The following is an 18,476-nucleotide window of genomic DNA, read 5'->3' as shown; positions in this document are numbered from 1 at the left end:
GAACGGGGTTTGTGAAAGTGGCGCAGGCGCACGACGAGGAAGTTCTGCACAAAATCCGTCAGGGGCTCGTCTACACCGAGACGGAGGCGTCCTTCCAGGCCCCCCAGCGCCGCCCCGACCTCGTCTTCGAGTACAACCACACCCCGCCCGCCCAGGCCGAGCGGCGCAGGGAACTGCTGGTCGCGGCCCTCGGCTCGGTCGGCGAGCGCACGGTTCTGCTGCCGCCCTTCCACGCCGGCTTCGGCAGCAACGTCCACATCGGCGACGACTTCTTCGGCAACGTCAACCTCACCTTCGTCGACGACGTGGACATCCGGATAGGCGACGGGGTCATGATCGCGCCGAGCGTCACGCTCACCACGACCGGCCACCCGGTGCACCCCTCGCGCCGCACCGACTTCGGGCGGTTCTCCGAGCCCATCGTGATCGAGGACAAGGTGTGGATCGGCAGCAACGTCGTCGTCCTGCCGGGGGTGCGCATCGGGTACGGGTCGGTCATCGGCGCCGGCAGCGTCGTCAGCCGGGACATCCCCCCGATGGTGGTCGCGGTCGGCGTGCCCTGCCGGGTGGTCCGCCCGATCACGGACGACGACCTCACGACCCGTACCGCCGAGGCCGGCTGAGCCCCTCCCGCGGAGCGCCCGGCCCGGTCAGCCCGCCAGCAGCGCTGCCACCAGGCCGCGCGCCCAGTCGCTCGACGCCGGCCGGCCACTGAAGATCGCCCGGTAGTACAGCGGCCCGAGCAGCATGTCGACGGCGCGCTCCAGCTCCGGCACCCGGCCGCCGCGCGCCTTCTCCCGCTCGATGATCGCCCCGAGCTGCTCGTGGCGGTCGGCCGTGCACGCGCAGCCGCCCTCGGGACCCGAGCCGATGGTCGCCCGCATCAGGGCCAGCACGTCGGGGTCGGCGAGGTCGGTGGCGACGTCGCCCATCCACCGTTCGAGGTCGCCGGCCAGCGAGCCGGAGTCGGGCACCACCACGTCGCCGCTGAACCTGCTGGTCGCGACGTCGGCCAGCAGCTGCGCCACCGATCCCCAGCGCCGGTACACCGTGGTCGGGTGCACCCCGGCGCGTGCGGCGACCGCCGGGATGGTGAGGGTCTCGGCCGGCCCGGCGGCGGCCAGCTCCTCCACGGCGCGGTGCACCGCCGCGCGGACCCGCGCGGAACGGCCGCCGGGGCGGGCCTGGATTGTTTCGGTCATGGGGAAATTATCGCACTCATCGTTGCGTTAGCATAGCCAGTCACTAACGCAATGATCACTGCAATCGGAGACTCGTATGACCGTCGCGCCGACGCACCACGACAGGGATTCCGCGTCCACGGCCGCATCGCGGAAGGTCTCGGGGCGGCGCGGGCTGAGCCGCCCGGCCGCCTTCGCCGCCATCGCGGCGATCTTCGTCCTCTTCATGGCCGCCTCCAGCGCCCCGTCCCCGCTCTACGTCGTCTACCAGCACCAGTGGGGCTTCTCCGCGACCACGCTGACGACCGTCTTCGCCGTCTACGTGGTCGGCATGATCGGCGCGCTCCTGGTGCTCGGGGCGCTGTCCGACCACATAGGCCGCCGCCCCGTCCTCATCTCCGCGATCGCACTCGAAGCCGTGGCGATGGCGCTGTTCATCGCGGCGGGCGACGTCTCGCTGCTGCTGGTGGCCCGCTTCGTCCAGGGGATCGCCACAGGTGCGGCCATGACGACGCTCGGGGCGACGCTGGTCGACCTCAACCCGCCGCACGCACCGCACCGCGCAGGCGTCATCACCGGCGCGGCCCCGACCTTCGGCCTCGGCCTGGGCGCGCTGGGCTGCGGATTCCTGGTGCAGTACGGGCCGCACCCGACCCGGCTGGTGTACGTCCTGCTGCTCGCGGGACTGGTGCTGGCCGGCCTGCTCATCGCCGCACTGCCGGAGACCTCCGCGCTGCGGCCGGGCGCCGCACGGTCCCTGCAGCCCCGGCTCGGCGTCGCGCCCCGGCTGCGCGCCGACCTGATCGCGATGGTGCCGATCCTGGTGGCGAGCTGGGCACTGGGTGGGCTCTACCTGGCGCTCGGCCCGTCGGTGGCCGCCGGCCTGTTCGGCCTGTCCAGCCACGTCATCGGGGGCCTGGTCGTCACGCTGCTGTGCGTCCCCGCGTCGATCACGGCCTTCGCGCTGCGCGGCTGGCCGACCGAACGCACCCTGGCGCTGGGCGCGGCCCTGCTGGTGGCCGGTACGGCGGTGGGCCTGACCGGGGTCGAGGCGGAGTCGGTCACCGCGGCCGCACTCGGCACCGCTCTCGCGGGCGTCGGCTTCGGAGCGGCGGGCCTGGCCAGCTTCGGCACCCTGGCCCGTATCGCCGAACCCGCCGAGCGCGGCGAGCTGTTCGCCGTCGCCTTCGTGATCTCCTACCTGGCCTTCAGTATCCCGGCCGTGCTCGCCGGCTTCGCGACCACGGACGTGGGCCTGCACAAGACGGCGGTCGTCTACAGCTCCGCCGTCATCGCCTTCGGCGCCCTGGCGCTGATCGCCCAGCGCGTGCGCACCGCGCGGGCCAGGTGACCACCCCGGGCCGCCGCTCCGGCGGCGGCCCGGCCGGCGAGGCTCAGGGTCGCCGCCCCCACGCCGAGACCATCGGGGCGGTGGCCAGGTCGAGGCGGCCGGTGGCCACGTTCGCCGGATGGCGGTCGATCTCCCCGTCGGTGGCGAGCCCCTCGGACACCAGCAGCCCGCGGATCTGCCGCACGGTCGCCGCCTCCAGCCTCGCGCAGGCCGGGCCGGTGATCGGGAAGTAGGCGTCGGCCCGGACGTCGTCGAGGCCGGCCGCGCGCAGCAGCCTCGGCAGCGTCCGCCCGTACGCGAGGTCGGCGCCGCGCTGCGCCGTCAAGGCGCGGAAACCGGAGCGCAACCGGTTGGCGAGCCGCTGCTCTGGACCCGACTCGTCCGGGCACTGCAGCGGCTGCAACCCCGGGTCCGCGTCCTCCAGGAGCGGCCGGCCGCCCGGCCGCAGCGCCTGGACCATCCGGCGCAGGGCCTCGGCCCGGTCGGTGACATGGACCAGGACCAGGCGGGTGTGCACCAGGTCGAACCCACCGGGCGGCGGCGGATCGGCCGCCACGTCATGGCGCCGCGCCTCGGTCACACCGCCGGGGACGTCCCCGATCCAGGAGACGTCGATGTCGGTGGCGAGCCCGCTCCCGGCCGGGCCGACCCTCTCGGCCGGCCCGGAAGGCACCGACGGGCCGCCCGCGCCGACCTCCCAGCACCGCATCCCGGCGGAGACCCCGAGCCGGCCGACATGCCGGAAGGTCACCGGGTCGAACAGCTCGCCGAGCGGCGAGGCGGATGCCCGCCTCCGACTGCCGGTTGCCCAGCAGGTGACCGCGGTCCGCGCCGTGCTCAGCCATGGGGCGATTGCGGCAGGGGGGCCCGGACGTCCGGCCTGCGGGAAGCCGCGTGCCGTCCGCCCGAGCGGCCGCTGCCGGCGTGCCGTCCGGGAAACGGCGCGGACAGTTTTGCGCAAGGCATTGACGACTGTTGTGAGCGGTTCTACTTTCTGCTCGGGAAAAGGTTTTCGACGACGCCGGTGAGGTCGACCGTCCGGCCTCCTCGGGTGTTCCGCCGCCGCCAGGAACCCGCACCGCCCAGGCGCCCCAAGGCCGTTCGCGGGATCGGAAAACGCAGATCACGGACGTCGTACGAGCGGTGCCTGCGATCCCACGGGAATACCCCGGCGATCCGCCGGTCCGCCGCAGTCCGATGGCCGGTGCTGTGCGGACGCGGGGGCGCCGGCGGCCTCCTCGGGCGGCACGGTGGTTCGCCGGCTCGATTGTTAACGCTCACAATCCTCGCGGGTCCGCACCCGCCACCCGCGCCGCCACAGGGAGGCACCGATGTCACCTCGCGTCCGACGCGCCACCGGGTCACCGGGGTTACCGAAGCGGGCGGTCCCGCGAGACGCAGTACGCCGGCGCCTCCTCCACCTCGCTGCTGAACCACATCGACACCGTGCTGGGGCAGAACGAGCCGGCCCACGGCTTCGGTTGCCTCCCCTGCGCGGTCGACGTGGCCAACCCGGCCAACCGCTGCACCCCCTACGGCGACCCACACCGTGACCGCAAACCCCGGTGCCACCACGGTCGCCGTCACCCTCGCCTCATGACCGGCGGTGCGGCAGGCTGCGGCCACAGGGGCCGGCCGCACCGGCCGCGAGGCAGGCGATCCTTTGCTCACCCAGCACCTGGCATCACCGACCGTCAGGGCGTACGTCCACAGGAGGTCCCGTTGACTTGGGGAAGTTTGGTCAGCGGTCTTGACGTGCCCTCATGCCCACCCTACTTTTCCGAAAGAAAAGCTTTGCGCACTTACTCGACGAGACGTCGACCGCCCAGCCCGACTGCCGTCTTCCCGGCATGCGCTGACGCGTCGTCACGGCCTCGGCGGGTTCCGTCCCGAGACCTCCTGGGGAGCCCTATGTCCCGCACCAGCCCGACGACGGCCGGCACGGCCGGTCCTGTCCTGCTCGGCCCCGGTGCGCACGCCACCCTGCGGCCCGCCGCGGCCGCGGCCATCGAGGGCGGCTTCTGGCAGGTCCGCCGCGCGGTGAACGCGCGCGCGGGCATTCCGCAGGGGCCGCGCCTGCTGGAGTCCGCGGGAAACCTGCACGACCTGCGGCTGGCCGCGGGAACCGCGGAGGGCGACTTCCGCGGCGACTACCCCTTCATGGACTCCGACGTCTACAAGTGGCTGGAGGCCGCGTCCTGGCAGCTCGGCCAGAGCGCCCCCGACGGCCGGGACGCGGCCGAAGCGGACGGCGAGCGGGCCGCGCTGGCAGGCGAGGTCGACCGGATCATCGGCCTGGTCGCCGCCGCCCAGCAGCCCGACGGCTACCTCAACACCTGGTTCCAGGTCACCAAGGGCGGCGCCCGCTACCAGGACCTGCGCTGGGGCCACGAGCTGTACTGCGCCGGGCACCTGATCCAGGCCGCCGTCGCCCACCACCGGTCCACCGGCGGCAAGGAACTGCTGCGGGTGGCCACCCGCTTCGCCGACCACATCGACACCGTCTTCGGCCCGGGCAAGGCCATCGAGTCCTTCGACGGCCACCCGGAGGTGGAGACCGCGCTGGTCGAGCTGTACCGGGAGACGGGGGAGCGGCGCTACCTGGACCTGGCGCAGTACTTCGTGGACCGGCACGGCCACGGCGTGCTCGGCGGCGAGGCCTACTGCCAGGACCGGGTGCCGCTGCGCGCGGCCGAGAACGTCGAAGGCCACGCGGTGCGCCAGCTCTACCTGCTGGCGGCCGCCGCCGACCTGGCCTGCGAGACCGGCGAGGCCGAACTGCGCGCCGCGGGCGAGCGCCTGTGGCGGGCCATGACCGCGACAAAGACCCACCTGACCGGCGGGGTCGGCGCACACCACGACAAGGAGGACTTCGGCGACCCCTTCGAACTGCCCACCGAGCGCGCCTACTGCGAGACCTGCGCGGCCATCGCGTCGATCCAGTGGAGCTGGCGGATGGCGCTGCTGACCGGCGAGGCCCGCTACGGCGACCTGATCGAGCGCACCCTCTTCAACGGCGTCCTGTCCGGTGTCTCGCTGGACGGCGAGACCTGGCTGTACGTCAACCCGCTGCAGATCCGCGACGGCCACACCGACCTGGGCGGCGACAAGTCCGCCCGCCGCACCGAGTGGTTCCGCTGCGCCTGCTGCCCGCCCAACGTCATGCGGCTGCTGGCCAGCCTGGAGCACTACGTCACGTCCACCGACGGCGCAGGCCTGCAGGTCCACCAGTACGCCAGCGGCCGCTACACCGGCGACGCGGCAGGCCGGCCGGTCGTAGTGAGCGCTCACACGACGTATCCCGCGGCCGGAACGGTCACCTTCACCGTGGAGGAGACACCCGGGGACAGGCCGTGGACGCTGTCGCTGCGCATCCCGCACTGGAGCGCCGGGTTCGCCGCCCGCGTGGCCGGCGAACCGGTCGAGGACACCGCCGCCGACGGGTGGCTGCGCCTGGAGCGGGTGTGGGCGCCGGGCGACGAGGTCACCCTCGAACTGGACCTGACGCCGCGGCTGACCAGCGCCGACCCGCGGGTGGACGCGGTACGGGGCTGCGTGGCCATCGAGCGCGGGCCGCTGGTCTACTGCCTGGAACAGGTCGACCACCCCGGCGGCGGGCTCGACGACATCGTGATCGACACCTCCCGGCCGCTGACCGAACAGGACCGCCCCGACCTGCTCGGCGGCGTCGTCACCGTCCGCGCCGCCGGCCGGCGCCGGGCCGCGCCCGACTCCGGGCACTGGTGGCCCTACCGCGCGGCCGGCCGCGGCGGCACGGCACCCGACGAGGACCCCGCCGTCCCGCTGACCGCCATCCCCTACTACGCGTGGGCCAACCGGCAGGACGGCAGCATGCGCGTCTGGCTGCCGACCGGCTGACCTGCCGCTGCGTTCGCGAACCGCCCGGCGCGGCACATCCGCCGCCGCCGGATCACTCCGTACAGCCCAAGGACAAAGCCATGAGAATCTCGCGTTCCGCTGTTTCGGCCGTGGTGGCATGTTGCGCGCTGGTGGGCACCGGCGCGTGCTCGGGCTCCGGGTCGGGGGGCGGCTCCTCCTCGGGTTCGGGGACGTACACGTTCTGGGACCCGTACCCGCAGTTCGACTCCTCCGACGCGTGGGCGAAGCTGGTCGCCTCCTGCGGCACCCAGGCCGGCGTGACCCTCAAGCGGACGGCGATGGACACCACGGACCTGAACAACAAGGCGCTGCTGGCCGGTCAGCAGGGGAGCCTGCCGGACCTGATGATGGTGGACAACCCGTTCGTGTCCACGCTGGTGCAGGCCGGAATCCTGACCAAGACCAGCGACCTCGGCCTGGACACCTCGGCGCTGCAGAAGAACATCGTGGGCGCGGGCACGACCGACGGAGCGGCCTACGGCATCCCGATCGGCGCCAACACCCTGGCGCTGTACTACAACAAGGCGATCCTGTCCCAGGCGGGCATCGACCCCGGCACCGTGAAGGACTGGGCGTCGCTGACGGCGGCGCTGGAGAAGGCGAAGTCGGCGGGGAAGAAGGGCATCACCTTCGGCGCGATAGGCACCGAGGAGGGGAGCTTCCAGTTCCTGCCGTGGTTCTGGGGTGCAGGCGGCGACCTCACCAAGCTCGACAGCGCCCAGGGCGTCGCGGCGCTGTCGCTGTGGAAGGACTGGGTGTCCAAGGGCCTGGCACCCAACGACGTGCTGAGCAACACCCAGACGACCAGCTGGCAGGAGTTCGCCACCGGGCAGTACGCCTTCGGTGAGAACGGCACCTGGCAGCTGGCGAACGCCGCGAAGGTCGGCTTCGACTACGGGATCATCAACATCCCCGGCCAGAACGGCGGTTCGGCCCCCGTGCCGACGGGCGGCGAGTTCGTGACCGTGCCGGTGCAGAAGGACACGGCACGCTACGCCGTGGACAAGAAGATCATGGAGTGCCTGACCAGCAACACCAACTTGCTGTCGACCGACACCACCTTGTCGTACATCGCCCCGGTGCCCGCGGTCCAGGACCAGCAGGTGCAGCAGAACCCCGCGTTGAAGCCGTGGGTCTCCGCGCTGGCCGCCGCGCGCGGCAGGACCAGCGGTGGTCTCGGGACGAAGTACCCGGTGATCTCCGAGCAGATGTGGACCGCCGTCCAGGGGGCGCTGTCCGGCGGCAAGAACCCGCAGTCCGCGATGGAGGACGCCCAGAAGGCCGCCGACGCGCACAAGTCCTGACCGCCGCCCACCCGGTGCGCACGGCCAGAACCTCTGCGCCGTGCGCACGCCCCGACCCCGAGCAGCCCGTTCCCGCACCCGCCCGACCAAGGAGCCCCGCATGTCCACCGCCCATGCCGACGACCTGCACCGGTCCGCGGCCACCTCACGGGCGCCGTCGCAGGACGCCGACCCCCCGCAGGCAACCGCCCGCCGCGGCCGATGGGTGCCGCGCGGGTCGCAACTGGCCGCGTGGGCCTTCCTCGCGCCGGTCGTGGTGTACCTGGGGGCCTTCTACGCCTATCCGCTCTATCGCAACGTGGACCTGTCCGTGCGGCACTACACGGTGCGGTCGTTCGTGCAGGGCGGGGCGCCGTTCTCCGGCTGGGACAACTTCCGGCAGGTGATCGACAACCCGACCTTCGACACCGCGCTGCGCAACACGATGGTCTTCACCCTGGTGTCGATCCTCTTCCAGTACGTGCTGGGGCTGTCGCTCGCGGTGTTCTTCCACCGCGGCTTCCGGCTGGCGCCGACACTGCGGGCGCTGTTCCTGATCCCGTGGCTGCTGCCGCTGATCGTGTCCGCCTCGACCTGGTCGTGGATGTTCAACAGCGAGTCCGGCGTGGTCAACTACGGGCTGCACCTGGTGGGCGTGGGCAAGGTGGACTGGCTGACCTCGCCGCACTGGGCGCTGACCTCGGTGATCATCGCGAACATCTGGATCGGCATCCCGTTCAACCTGGTGATCCTCTACAGCGGGCTGCAGAACATCCCCGCCGAGCTGTACGAGGCGGCGTCGCTGGACGGGGCGACCGGCTGGCAGCAGTTCCGGCGGATCACCTTCCCGCTGCTGCGGCCGGTCTCCGCGATCACCGTGCTGCTCGGGCTGATCTACACCCTCAAGGTCTTCGACCTGATCTGGATCATGACCAGGGGCGGCCCGGGCGACTCCTCGACCACGCTGTCCACCTGGTCCTACCGCTACGGCTTCGGTTCGCTGCTGCCCGACTTCGGCCCCGGCGCCGCGGTCGGCAACATCCTGATCCTCATCGCCCTGGCCTTCGGGCTGTTCTACATCCGACTCCAGAGGAGCCAGCCGGCATGACCTCCCGCGTCCTCCGCTCCCGCCGCAACACCGTCATCGGGGTCGTGCTGACCGCGGTCATGCTCTTCCCGGTCTACTGGATGCTGAACGTGTCCCTGACCCCGCAGCAGGACATGCGCAAGTCCCCGCCCGACCTCTTCCCGCTGCACCCGACCTTCACCGGCTACCGGGCCGTGCTCGACGACCAGCTGCCGTACCTGTGGGTCAGCCTGCTGATCGGGCTGGGCACCGTCGCGCTGACCCTGGTGCTGGCCGCACCCGCCGGCTACGCCCTGGCCAAGCTGCGCCCGCGCGGCGCCGGGCTGCTCGGCCTGCTGCTGCTGATCGCCCAGATGGTGCCCGGCATCGTCATGGCGATGGGCTTCTACGGCATCTTCCTCAACCTCGGCATCATGAACACCTGGTGGGGCCTGGTCGTCGCCGACTCCACCATCGCGGTGCCCTTCGGGGTGATGATCTTCGCGGCCTTCATGTCCGGCATCCCCGACGAGCTGCTGTCCGCGGCCAAGGTGGACGGCGCGAACGTGTGGCGCACCTTCACCTCCATCGTCCTGCCGGTCTCCCGCAACGCGGTCGTGACGGTGTCGCTGTTCAGCTTCCTGTGGGCCTGGTCGGACTTCGTCTTCGCCAACACCCTGGACGCCGGCGGCAACATGCGGCCCATCACGCTGGGCATCTACAAGTACATCGGCAACAACAACCAGGAGTGGAACGCCATCATGGCCACCGCCGTGGTCGCCTCCATCCCCGCCGCCGTCCTGCTGGTCCTCGCCCAGCGCTACGTCGCCGCCGGAGTGACCGCCGGAGCCGTCAAGGACTGAACGCCGTCGAACGCCATCGGGCCGGCAGTGCCGGCGACCAGGCGCGCGCCCTGCGGACCGCCGACCTGCGCAATGGTTTTTCTGACCGGAGCACGGGAATTTCAGGGCCGTGCCCTGGCAGGATGGAAGCTGCAGTGCGATTGAACAAGGGATTGTCCATGACAGAGACCGACCGCCGTCACCCCGCCGCCCGTGTGACGCTGACCGACGTGGCCGACCTGGCAGGCGTGAGCGTGGGCACCGCGTCCAAGGCGCTGAGCGGCAACGGACGCATGCGGCCCGAGACCCGCCAGCGGGTCCTGGACGCGGCCCAGCGGCTGGACTTCCAGCCCAACGAGCAGGCCCGCAGCCTGCTGGCGGGCCGCAGCTGGACGGTCGGGCTGATCACCACCGACGGCATCGGGCGGTTCAGCACCCCGGTGCTGCTCGGCGCGGAGGACGCACTGGGCGCGGGCAAGATCTCCGTCCTGCTCTGCGACACCCGCGGCGACGCGATCCGGGAGCGCCACTACGTGCAGACCCTGCTCGGCCGCCGGGTGGACGGCATCATCGTCACCGGCCGCCGCACCGACCCGCGCGCCCCGCTGGCCGGCCTCGGCGGGGTCCCCACCGTCTACGCCCTGTCCCCCTCCAGCGACCCGGCGGACATGTCCGTGGCGTCCGACGACGAGGGCGGCGCCCGGCTGGCGGTGGAGCACCTCATCAGCTCCGGCCGCCGCCGCATCGCGCACATCACCGGGCCGGCCCACCACGCCGCCGCCCAGCACAGGGCACGTCTGACCGAGGACCTGCTCGCCCAGGCGGACCTCGAACTGTGCGGCGGCCGGGTGCAGTTCGGCGACTGGAGCGAGGCGTGGGGCCGCCGCGCCGCCCGCGCGGTGCTGCGCACCGCGCCGGACACCGACGGCTTCTTCTGCGGCAACGACCAGATCGCCCGCGGTGTCGCCGACACCCTGCGGGAGGAGGGCCACCGCGTCCCCGACGACGTCGCCGTGGTCGGCTACGACAACTGGGACACCATGGCCCTGGCCTCCCGCCCCCCGCTGACCACCATCGACATGAACCTCGGCGAGATCGGCCGGGTCGCCGCCCTCCGGCTCCTCGAAGCCATCGACGGCACCCCCACCACCGGCGTCCAGACGGTCCCCTGCAAGCTGGTGATGCGCGAGTCCAGTTGAGTCCGGCCCGCGCGGCGGCGGGCCGGACCGGCCGGCACTCAGGTGGTGCAGCCGGCTCCGTTCAGCGTGAAGGCGCTCGGCGCCGCATTGCTCGCGCGGTACGTCGCGGTGAACCCGACGTCACTCCACGGCCCGTGAATCTGCGCGGTCTCACGGCTGGCGGGGCCGGTACGCAGGAGGTCTGCGGAGTTGAAGCGCTTCGAAGCCGGCAGCCCGGGCCGTCGGCGGGGAGCGCGACCGGTAACGCGCCCGCCCGCGGAAAGCGCTTCCTCGCCATTGACATGCACTCACCCCGCTCCTAGCGTGTGTGGCCGATGCGTCGAAGCGCTTCGATGTGCGTATCTCCATCCGTCAGAGCCCATGGAGGCCTGCAATGGCGAGGCTGCGCAAACCGATAGCCATGACCGCGACGGCACTGGCAGGTGCCCTGCTGCTCGCGTCCTGCGGGAGCTCAGGGGGCGGTGCAGGCGACGGCAGGACCCTCCGGCTCTGGCACTACGAGGCTCCCGACAGCGCCATGGGGATCGCCTGGAACCAGGCGATCGCCGAGTTCAAGAAGACGCACCCCGGCGTGAAGGTCGAGTTCGAGGCCAAGGGCTTCGAGCAGATCCAGAAGACCGCCTCCATGGTCCTCAACTCCGACGGCGCTCCCGACGTCATGGAGTACAACAAGGGCAACGCCACGGCCGGCCTGCTGGCCAAGCAGGGACTGCTCACCGATCTGACGCCCGAGGTCACGAAGTACGGCTGGGACAAGCTGCTCAGCCCCAGCGTGACCACGACGAGCCGGTACGACACCGCGGGCGTCATGGGCTCGGGCAACTGGTACGGCGTGCCCAACTTCGGCGAGTACGCGATGGTCTACTACAACAAGGGCCTCTTCGCGAGCAACGGCGTCAAGGTCCCGACCACACCTGAGGAGTTCACCGCGGCGCTGGCCGCCTTCAAGGCCAAGGGGATCACCCCGCTGGCCGACGCGGGCGCCGAGTACCCGGCCCAGCAGTACCTCTACCAGCTGGCCCTGAGCAAGGCGGACCGGGCCTGGGTCGACGCCTTCGAGCTCTACAAGGGCAAGGCCGACTTCCACGACGCCGCCTGGACCTACGCCGCCGACACCTTCGCGGACTGGGTCGACAAGGGCTACATCGCCAAGACCTCGAGCGGCGCCAAGGCCGAGGACGCCGGCGTCTCGTTCATCAGCGGCAAGTCCCCGATCTTCTTCTCCGGTAGCTGGTGGTACGGGCGATTCAAGACCGAGAACAAGTTCGCCTGGGGCACCTTCCTGTGGCCCGGATCGAAGCTCACCCCCGGCTCCGGCGGAAACCTCTGGGTCGTCCCGAAGAACGCCAGGAACAAGCAGCTCGCCTACGACTTCATCGACATCACGATGAAGAAGGGCATCCAGAACGCGCTGGGCAACAACGGCGGCATACCGGTGGCCGCCGACCCGGCCGCCATCACCGACCCGCAGTCCAAGACGCTGATCGACGACTTCACCACCGTCACCGCCGCCGACGGCCTCGCGTTCTACCCGGACTGGCCCGTCCCCGGCTTCTACGACGTGCTGGTCTCCGCGGTCCAGAAGCTCATCACCGGCAGCGCGGAACCGGCCGCCGTCCTCGACCAGTTGCAGAAGGCCTACGACGCGGGCGTCCCGACGTCATGAGGGCGCGGACGCCGCATCCCCGCAACACCTACGTGCTCTACCTGATACCCGGGGCGCTCGCCTTCCTCGCCGTCATCGTCGTCCCGCTCGCGATGAACCTCTACTACAGCTTCACCAGCTGGCAGGGGGTCGGCACCCCGACCTGGACCGGCCTGGACAACTACCGCGCACTGATGAAGGACTCGCAGTTCTGGGCGTCCTTCCGGCACAGCCTCTCCATGGTCCTGGCCATGGCGGTGATCCCCACCGCCGTCGGCCTGGTCCTGGCGGCGGCGCTCTTCGACTTCGTCGCCAGGCACTTCGGGACCAGGCTCGCCTCCGTGCTGCGGGCGTGCTTCTACCTGCCGCAGGTCCTGCCGATCACGGTCGCGGGGATCGTCTGGAGCTGGATACTGGCGCCCGACAACGGCTCGCTCAACGACCTGCTGAAGTCGGTCGGCCTGCGCTCCCTGCAGCAGGACTGGCTCGGCGACCCGAAGTTCGCGCTCTACAGCGTGATGGCGGTGATGGTCTGGGTCCAACTGGGCTTCCCCGTGGTGATCTTCATGGCGGGCCTGCAGCGGATCGACCCGGCCCTGCAGGAGGCCGCGGAGCTCGACGGGGCGTCCTGGTGGCGGCGGTTCTGGCACGTGACGCTGCCCCAACTCCGCCCGGAGATCCATGTGGTGATGCTCTGGTGCACCATCGCGGCGCTCAAGGTGTTCGGCGCGGTCTACGTCCTGACCAAGGGCGGACCCGCGGATGCCACGAACGTGCCCTCGTACTTCTCGTTCGCGACGTTCTTCGAGAAGACCCAGGTCGGGTACGGATCCGCGATCGCCACCGTGATGACGCTGATCATCCTCGCGCTCGCCGTGGTGGGCCTGCGCTTCCAGACCCGGGCGGAGGAGGCGCAGTGACCGCGGCCAGGCGTTTTCCCGCGCTCGCGCTGATCGTCCTGGGCGCCGTCCTGATGGTGCTGCCCCTTCTGATCGTGCTGGACAACGCGGTGAAGTCGCCGGCCGACTACTCGGCCCACGGCCCGCTCAGCCTGCCCCACGGCATCCACCTGGACGCGCTGAAGGACTTCTGGAACCGGGTCGACTTCGGCCGGGTGCTCCTCAACTCGGTGCTGATCTCCGGCTCGGTGGCGGTGGCGGGCGTGGTGCTCTCGGTGCTGAACGCGTATGCGATCGGGATCGGCAGGATCAGGGGCAGGACCTGGGTGCTCGCCTTCTTCGTCCTGGCCAACGTGCTGCCCCAGGAGGCGCTGGTCTACCCGCTGTACTACCTGGCCAAGCAGGTGGGCCTGTACGACACCAGGCTCAGCCTGGTCATCGTCTTCAGCGTCATCCAGGCGGCGTTCGGCACCTATCTGCTCTCCTCGGTCCTGGGGGCCTTCCCCCGGGAGATCATCGAGGCCGCGCGGATCGACGGCGCCGGCAGCTGGCAGGTGCTGTGGCGGATCGTGGTGCCGGTCAGCCGTCCCACCCTGGGCGTCCTGCTCGTCTTCTTCTTCGTCTGGACCTGGAACGAGTTCCTGCTGCCGCTGGTGATGCTGCCGTCGAACGACAACCAGACGGTGTCGGTCGCACTCGGCGTCCTCCAGGGGCAGCGACTGATGGACGCGACGATGACCAACGCGGCCGGCCTGCTCGGCGCGCTCCCCGCCCTCGCCTTCTTCCTGGTCTTCCAACGGACCCTGACCCGTGGCATAGCCGTGGGCGCCGTCAGATGACCGGCCTGCCCCCGCCCACGTCCACAAGCTTCCCGTGCACTGCCTCTCGTCGGATCGCTGAAGGGAGATCGGACATGATGACGTACCGACCCGGCCGGAGAGCGTGGTCGATCCTGCTGGCGGCGGGCCTCGTCCTGCCCGCGGCCATGCTCGGCGGCACCACGACCGCGTCCGCGGCGAACTCGCTCAGCATGCGCGGCGCGGACGTCTCGACGGCGCAGCGGGCACTGGACCTCGGCGCGAAGTACTACGACGCGAGCGGCACCGCCCGGGACCCGCTGGACATCCTCAAGGACGCCGGCGTCAACTACGTGCGCCTGCGCGTCTGGAACGACCCGGCCAGTGGCTACAACAACAAGGCGAAGGTGCTGCAGTACGCGAGGACGGCCAAGGCCAAGGGGCTGAAGCTGCTGGTCGACTTCCACTACTCCGACAGCTGGGCGGACCCGGGGCAGCAGAACAAGCCGGCGGCATGGGCGAGCCACGGCATCGGCCAGTTGCAGACGGACGTCTACGACTACACCTACGACGTCTGCAACAGCCTCAAGGCCCAGGGCACGACACCGGACAGCGTGCAGATCGGCAACGAGATCAACACCGGGATGCTGTGGAACGACGGCAAGGTGGTGAACAACGACTTCACGAACATCGGCCTGCTGCTGAAGTCCGGCTACAACGCGACCAAGGCGTGCAGCAGCAGCACCCAGGTCGTCATCCACACGGCGGACGCGGACAGCGACGCCCACGCCCGCTGGTTCTACGACGGGATCAGGGCCAAGGGCGTCGCCTGGGACGTCACCGGTCTTTCGTACTACTGCATGTGGCACGGCTCGCCGTCCACCATGGGCGGCGTCGTCTCCGACATGAAGGCCCGCTACGGCAAGGACGTCGTGATCGCCGAGACGGCCTATCCGTTCACCGCGGCGGACGCCGACGGGACCGGCAACTCGGTCACCTCCGGGTGCTCGGGCTACCCGCTCACCTGGCAGGGCCAGGCCGCCGAGTTCGACGCCGTGCAGAGCACGGCCCGCAGCGCGGGGGCGGTCGGCGTCTTCTACTGGGAACCCACCTGGTACGCCGTCCCCGGCAACGGCTGGGACCCGGCCGACATCAGCCACAGCGGCGACGGCTGGGACAACATGGCCGTCTTCGACTGGACGGGCCACATCAACCCCGGCGTCCGGTGGACGCCCTAGGCGAAGCGCTTCGATGACGCACCACTCCTCACCCCCCACACACTGAGGACGGTCCGATGCACCCCACACCCCGCAAGCGCACCCTGGGCCTCGCCCTGGCCGGCGCGTTGTGCACCGCCGGGCCGGCCGCCGGCTGTCCTGTGCCCGCCGCCGCGGCGAGCGCCGTCACGCTGACCGTGGCGCACAGCGGCGCGCAGTACTCCAGCATCCAGGCCGCGGTCAACGCGGTGCCGGACGACTCGGCGACCGCGTACACGATCTCCATCGCCGCAGGAACCTACGCCGAGTACCTGACCGTGCCCGCCGGCAAGCTGCACCTGACCTTGGCGGGCGCCACCGGCAACCCCGCCGACGTACGGGTCGACGGGTCCCGCTACAACGGCCTGGCCAAGCCCGGCGGCGGCACCTACGGCACCGAGGGCTCCGCGACGGTGCACGTCAAGGCGAACGACTTCACCGCCGAGCACCTCACCTTCCGCAACCTGTTCAGCCGGCTCGCCAACCCCTCGGTGACCGGCACCCAGTCCGTGGCGCTGGCCATGGAGGGAGACCGGCAGACCTACGTGGACTGCGACTTCTACGGCCACCAGGACACCCTGCTGTCCTGGAACTCCACCTCGTCGCGAAGCCTGCGGCAGTACGTCCGCGGCGGCGAGATCGACGGCGACGTCGACTTCATCTTCGGCAACGGCACCCTGGTCGTGGACCGCTCGCACATCAACGTCCTCAGCGACGACGGCTTCACCAGCGGCTACCTGGCCGCCCCCGCGACCTTCGGCAGCAACCCGTACGGCATCCTGCTCACCGGCGACACGGTCACCAGCTCCTTCGCCGCCGGACGCCTCTACCTCGGCCGGGCCTGGACCCCCTCGGGCGACGCCGTCCCGCAGATGGTCGTCCGCCAGACCTCGCTGCCCGCGGCGATCAGCAGCGCCGGGCCGTGGACCGGCATCTCCGGCGCCACCTGGACCTCAGGACGCTACGGCGAGTACGGCAACACGGGCCCCGGTGCGACCGTCACCTCCGCCCGGCCGCAACTGTCGTCCGCCACCGCCGCCTCGTACACCGCCACCGCCTATCTGGCCGGCGGTGACGGCTGGAACCCGGTCCGGTAACCGCCCCCGCGCCCAGGAGACACCACCGTGATGCGACTGATCCGCACAACGCCCACCGCCTCCTCCCGCCGCCGGATCGGCACCCTTCTCGCCGCTGTGGTGACCGCCGCGCTGGCGGCCGCCCTCGCGCAGCCCTCGCCGGTGGCGGCTGCCTCCTACCCGAATCCCGGGGCCGTCACCGGTGACACCGGCGTCCACGACCCGACCATGGTCAAGCGGCCGAACGGCGGCTACCTGGTGGCCTACACGGGCGACAACATCGGGCTGAAGACCTCGCAGGACCGCACCGCCTTCCACAACACCGGCTCCGCCTTCCCCGGCGGCGCGTCGTGGACGTACCCGTACACCGATAACGGCCGCAGCCTGTGGGCGCCGGACCTCTCGTACCGCAACGGGCAGTACTACATGTACTACGCGGCCTCCACGTTCGGCTCCAACCACTCGGCGATCTTCCTGGCCACGAGCCCCAGCGGGGACCCGGGGACCTGGACCAACCGCGGCCTGGTCGTCGCCTCGCAGACCTCGGACGACTTCAACGCCATCGACCCCAACCTCGTCGTGGACGCGCAGGGCAACTGGTGGCTGGACTTCGGGTCCTTCTGGTCCGGCATCAAGACGATCGCGCTCAACCCGGCCACGGGCCTGCGCGCCGACACCTCGCTGCGCTCGACGGCCGGCCGGGGCGGCGGCCCGATCGAGGCGCCGTACGTCTTCCACCACGGCGGCTACTACTACCTGTTCGTCTCGTTCGACTACTGCTGCCGCGGCGCGTCCAGCACCTACCGCATCATGGTGGGCCGCTCCGCCGGCGTGACCGGCCCGTACACCGACCGCAACGGCACGGCGATGACCTCCGGCGGCGGCACCGAGATCCTGGCAGGCCACGGCAGCATCCACGGCCCCGGCGGCGAGGGCGTCTTCACCGACACCGACCACGACATCCTCGTCTACCACTACTACGCGGACAACGGCACGCCCCTGCTGGGCGTCAACTGGCTCGACTACGACTCCGCCGGCTGGCCCTACGCGCACTGAACGCGGGCACCCACCTGGCAGCACCGGACGCATGGGTCAGCCCTTCAGCCCGGTCTGGGCAAGGCCTTCGACGAAGTGGCGCTGGGCGGCGATGAAGACGACCAGGACGGGGACCACCGTCGTCACGGAGGCGGCGAGCTGGATGTTCCACAGGTGGGAGCCGTACGCGTCGGTGTACTGGGTGAGTGCCACCGGGAGCGTGTAGTTGCGCTTGTCGGTCTCGTAGACCAGCGGTTCGAGGTACATGTTCCAGCTGTTGAGGAAGGTGAAGATCGCCACCGACGCCAGCGCGGGCCGGGCCAGCGGCAGTGCCACCCGGAAGTACAGGCCGAACCGGCCCAGGCCGTCCATGCGGCCGGCGTCCTCGAGTTCGTCGGGGATCGCCAGGAAGAACTGCCGCATCACGAACGTGCCGAGCACGCTCGGCGCGCCGAGGATCGGGATGACGATCAGCGGCCAGTGGGTGTTGGTCAGGCCCAGCCGGTCGACCATCTTGAACAGCGGGATGACGGTGACCTCGGTCGGGATCAGCAGGCCGCTGAGGATCAGCGGGAACAGCACCTTGTTGCCGGGGAAGGGGATTCGGGCGAACGCGTACCCCGACAGCGACGCGACCAGCATCGTGCCCGCGGTGACGAGCAGCGCGATGTAGAGGCTGTTCAGGTACTGGTGGGCGAGCGGGTAGTTCGCGAACGCGGTCTTGTAGTTGGACCACTGCGGGTGCAGCGGCAGCAGCTTGGGCGGATAGCTGAGCACCTCGTTCTCCGGCAGCAGGGATGAGGTGATCATCCACCACGTCGGGAACACGAACGGGATCGCGAGCACGACCATGGCCGCGTACAGCAGCGGCTTCCGCCACCGGCTGCCGGGGCGCCGCCCCGGGGTCCGGGGTGCGGCGGCCGCGTCCCGGAGCGTGACCGGCCGG

15 protein-coding genes and 1 pseudogene are annotated in these 18,476 nt (G+C 70.9%); 13 read left to right on the top strand and 3 right to left on the bottom strand.

The window, feature by feature from the left end; translation table 11 throughout:
• Positions 1-17 precede the first annotated feature (17 nt).
• Positions 18-623, top strand: a complete 606-nt coding sequence (locus NFU81_RS26635; protein WP_251494769.1) for a sugar O-acetyltransferase — start codon at positions 18-20, stop codon at positions 621-623.
• Positions 624-650: 27 nt separating this feature from the next.
• Here NFU81_RS26635 and NFU81_RS26630 read toward each other — a convergent pair whose 3' ends face one another.
• Entirely contained in the window at positions 651-1,202 is a 552-nt protein-coding gene (locus tag NFU81_RS26630) for a TetR/AcrR family transcriptional regulator (protein WP_251494767.1), read from the bottom strand.
• A gap of 76 nt (positions 1,203-1,278) precedes the next feature.
• Between NFU81_RS26630 and NFU81_RS26625 the strand changes: the two genes are divergently transcribed.
• Positions 1,279-2,532: an MFS transporter gene (locus NFU81_RS26625; RefSeq protein WP_251494765.1), complete on the top strand. Its 1,254-nt coding sequence runs from the start codon at positions 1,279-1,281 to the stop codon at positions 2,530-2,532.
• A 43-nt stretch (positions 2,533-2,575) separates the two neighbouring features.
• Here NFU81_RS26625 and NFU81_RS26620 read toward each other — a convergent pair.
• Positions 2,576-3,377 (bottom strand): annotated as a pseudogene (locus NFU81_RS26620) (methyltransferase domain-containing protein).
• A 1,066-nt stretch (positions 3,378-4,443) separates the two neighbouring features.
• Between NFU81_RS26620 and NFU81_RS26615 the strand changes: the two are divergent.
• From NFU81_RS26615 to NFU81_RS26565, 11 genes are all read left to right on the top strand, one after another.
• Positions 4,444-6,411: a glycoside hydrolase family 127 protein gene (locus NFU81_RS26615; RefSeq protein ID WP_251494763.1), complete on the top strand. Its 1,968-nt coding sequence runs from the start codon at positions 4,444-4,446 to the stop codon at positions 6,409-6,411.
• Between the two features lie 80 nt (positions 6,412-6,491).
• Entirely contained in the window at positions 6,492-7,736 is a 1,245-nt protein-coding gene (locus tag NFU81_RS26610) for a sugar ABC transporter substrate-binding protein (protein WP_251494761.1), read from the top strand.
• A gap of 100 nt (positions 7,737-7,836) precedes the next feature.
• Complete coding sequence (locus NFU81_RS26605) at positions 7,837-8,823, top strand: carbohydrate ABC transporter permease (RefSeq protein ID WP_251494754.1); 987 nt, start codon at positions 7,837-7,839, stop codon at positions 8,821-8,823.
• Complete coding sequence (locus NFU81_RS26600; RefSeq protein ID WP_251494753.1) at positions 8,820-9,644, top strand: carbohydrate ABC transporter permease; 825 nt, start codon at positions 8,820-8,822, stop codon at positions 9,642-9,644. Before NFU81_RS26605 ends, NFU81_RS26600 begins: the two co-directional genes overlap by 4 nt.
• Positions 9,645-9,802: 158 nt before the next feature.
• Positions 9,803-10,822 carry a LacI family DNA-binding transcriptional regulator gene (locus NFU81_RS26595; RefSeq protein WP_251494751.1) on the top strand — a complete coding sequence of 340 codons (1,020 nt, stop codon included), beginning with the start codon at positions 9,803-9,805 and terminating at the stop codon, positions 10,820-10,822.
• A 373-nt stretch (positions 10,823-11,195) separates the two neighbouring features.
• Complete coding sequence (locus tag NFU81_RS26590) at positions 11,196-12,488, top strand: ABC transporter substrate-binding protein (protein WP_251494749.1); 1,293 nt, start codon at positions 11,196-11,198, stop codon at positions 12,486-12,488.
• Positions 12,485-13,387, top strand: a complete 903-nt coding sequence (locus NFU81_RS26585) for a carbohydrate ABC transporter permease (RefSeq protein ID WP_251494746.1) — start codon at positions 12,485-12,487, stop codon at positions 13,385-13,387. Before NFU81_RS26590 ends, NFU81_RS26585 begins: the two co-directional genes overlap by 4 nt.
• Before the next feature lie 53 nt (positions 13,388-13,440).
• Positions 13,441-14,205, top strand: coding sequence for a carbohydrate ABC transporter permease (locus tag NFU81_RS26580; RefSeq protein ID WP_251494811.1), 765 nt, complete (start codon positions 13,441-13,443; stop codon positions 14,203-14,205).
• Positions 14,206-14,279: 74 nt separating this feature from the next.
• Complete coding sequence (locus tag NFU81_RS26575) at positions 14,280-15,401, top strand: glycoside hydrolase family 53 protein (protein ID WP_251494744.1); 1,122 nt, start codon at positions 14,280-14,282, stop codon at positions 15,399-15,401.
• A gap of 56 nt (positions 15,402-15,457) precedes the next feature.
• Complete coding sequence (locus NFU81_RS26570) at positions 15,458-16,516, top strand: pectinesterase family protein (protein ID WP_251494742.1); 1,059 nt, start codon at positions 15,458-15,460, stop codon at positions 16,514-16,516.
• A 30-nt stretch (positions 16,517-16,546) separates the two neighbouring features.
• Positions 16,547-17,551, top strand: coding sequence for an arabinan endo-1,5-alpha-L-arabinosidase (locus tag NFU81_RS26565; protein WP_251494740.1), 1,005 nt, complete (start codon positions 16,547-16,549; stop codon positions 17,549-17,551).
• Positions 17,552-17,587: 36 nt separating this feature from the next.
• Here NFU81_RS26565 and NFU81_RS26560 read toward each other — a convergent pair whose 3' ends face one another.
• On the bottom strand, positions 17,588-18,382 hold the full coding sequence (locus NFU81_RS26560) for a carbohydrate ABC transporter permease (RefSeq protein WP_251494808.1): 795 nt from the start codon (positions 18,380-18,382) through the stop codon (positions 17,588-17,590).
• Positions 18,383-18,476 lie beyond the last annotated feature (94 nt).

Source organism: Actinacidiphila cocklensis (assembly GCF_907177275.1).
Taxonomy (GTDB): Bacteria; Actinomycetota; Actinomycetes; order Streptomycetales; family Streptomycetaceae; genus Actinacidiphila; species Actinacidiphila cocklensis.
Note: the sequence above shows the minus strand (reverse complement) of the source record. Positions and strands in the feature narration are given on the sequence as shown.

Coding starts and splice junctions, on each gene's coding strand:
- NFU81_RS26630 (WP_251494767.1), bottom strand. CDS start 1,202: ATGACCGAAACAATCCAGGCCCGCCCCGGCGGCCGTTCCGCGCGGGTC.
- NFU81_RS26625 (WP_251494765.1), top strand. CDS start 1,279: ATGACCGTCGCGCCGACGCACCACGACAGGGATTCCGCGTCCACGGCC.
- NFU81_RS26615 (WP_251494763.1), top strand. CDS start 4,444: ATGTCCCGCACCAGCCCGACGACGGCCGGCACGGCCGGTCCTGTCCTG.
- NFU81_RS26610 (WP_251494761.1), top strand. CDS start 6,492: ATGAGAATCTCGCGTTCCGCTGTTTCGGCCGTGGTGGCATGTTGCGCG.
- NFU81_RS26605 (WP_251494754.1), top strand. CDS start 7,837: ATGTCCACCGCCCATGCCGACGACCTGCACCGGTCCGCGGCCACCTCA.
- NFU81_RS26600 (WP_251494753.1), top strand. CDS start 8,820: ATGACCTCCCGCGTCCTCCGCTCCCGCCGCAACACCGTCATCGGGGTC.
- NFU81_RS26595 (WP_251494751.1), top strand. CDS start 9,803: ATGACAGAGACCGACCGCCGTCACCCCGCCGCCCGTGTGACGCTGACC.
- NFU81_RS26590 (WP_251494749.1), top strand. CDS start 11,196: ATGGCGAGGCTGCGCAAACCGATAGCCATGACCGCGACGGCACTGGCA.
- NFU81_RS26585 (WP_251494746.1), top strand. CDS start 12,485: ATGAGGGCGCGGACGCCGCATCCCCGCAACACCTACGTGCTCTACCTG.
- NFU81_RS26580 (WP_251494811.1), top strand. CDS start 13,441: ATGGTGCTGCCCCTTCTGATCGTGCTGGACAACGCGGTGAAGTCGCCG.
- NFU81_RS26575 (WP_251494744.1), top strand. CDS start 14,280: ATGATGACGTACCGACCCGGCCGGAGAGCGTGGTCGATCCTGCTGGCG.
- NFU81_RS26570 (WP_251494742.1), top strand. CDS start 15,458: ATGCACCCCACACCCCGCAAGCGCACCCTGGGCCTCGCCCTGGCCGGC.
- NFU81_RS26565 (WP_251494740.1), top strand. CDS start 16,547: ATGCGACTGATCCGCACAACGCCCACCGCCTCCTCCCGCCGCCGGATC.
- NFU81_RS26560 (WP_251494808.1), bottom strand. CDS start 18,382: ATGGTCGTGCTCGCGATCCCGTTCGTGTTCCCGACGTGGTGGATGATC.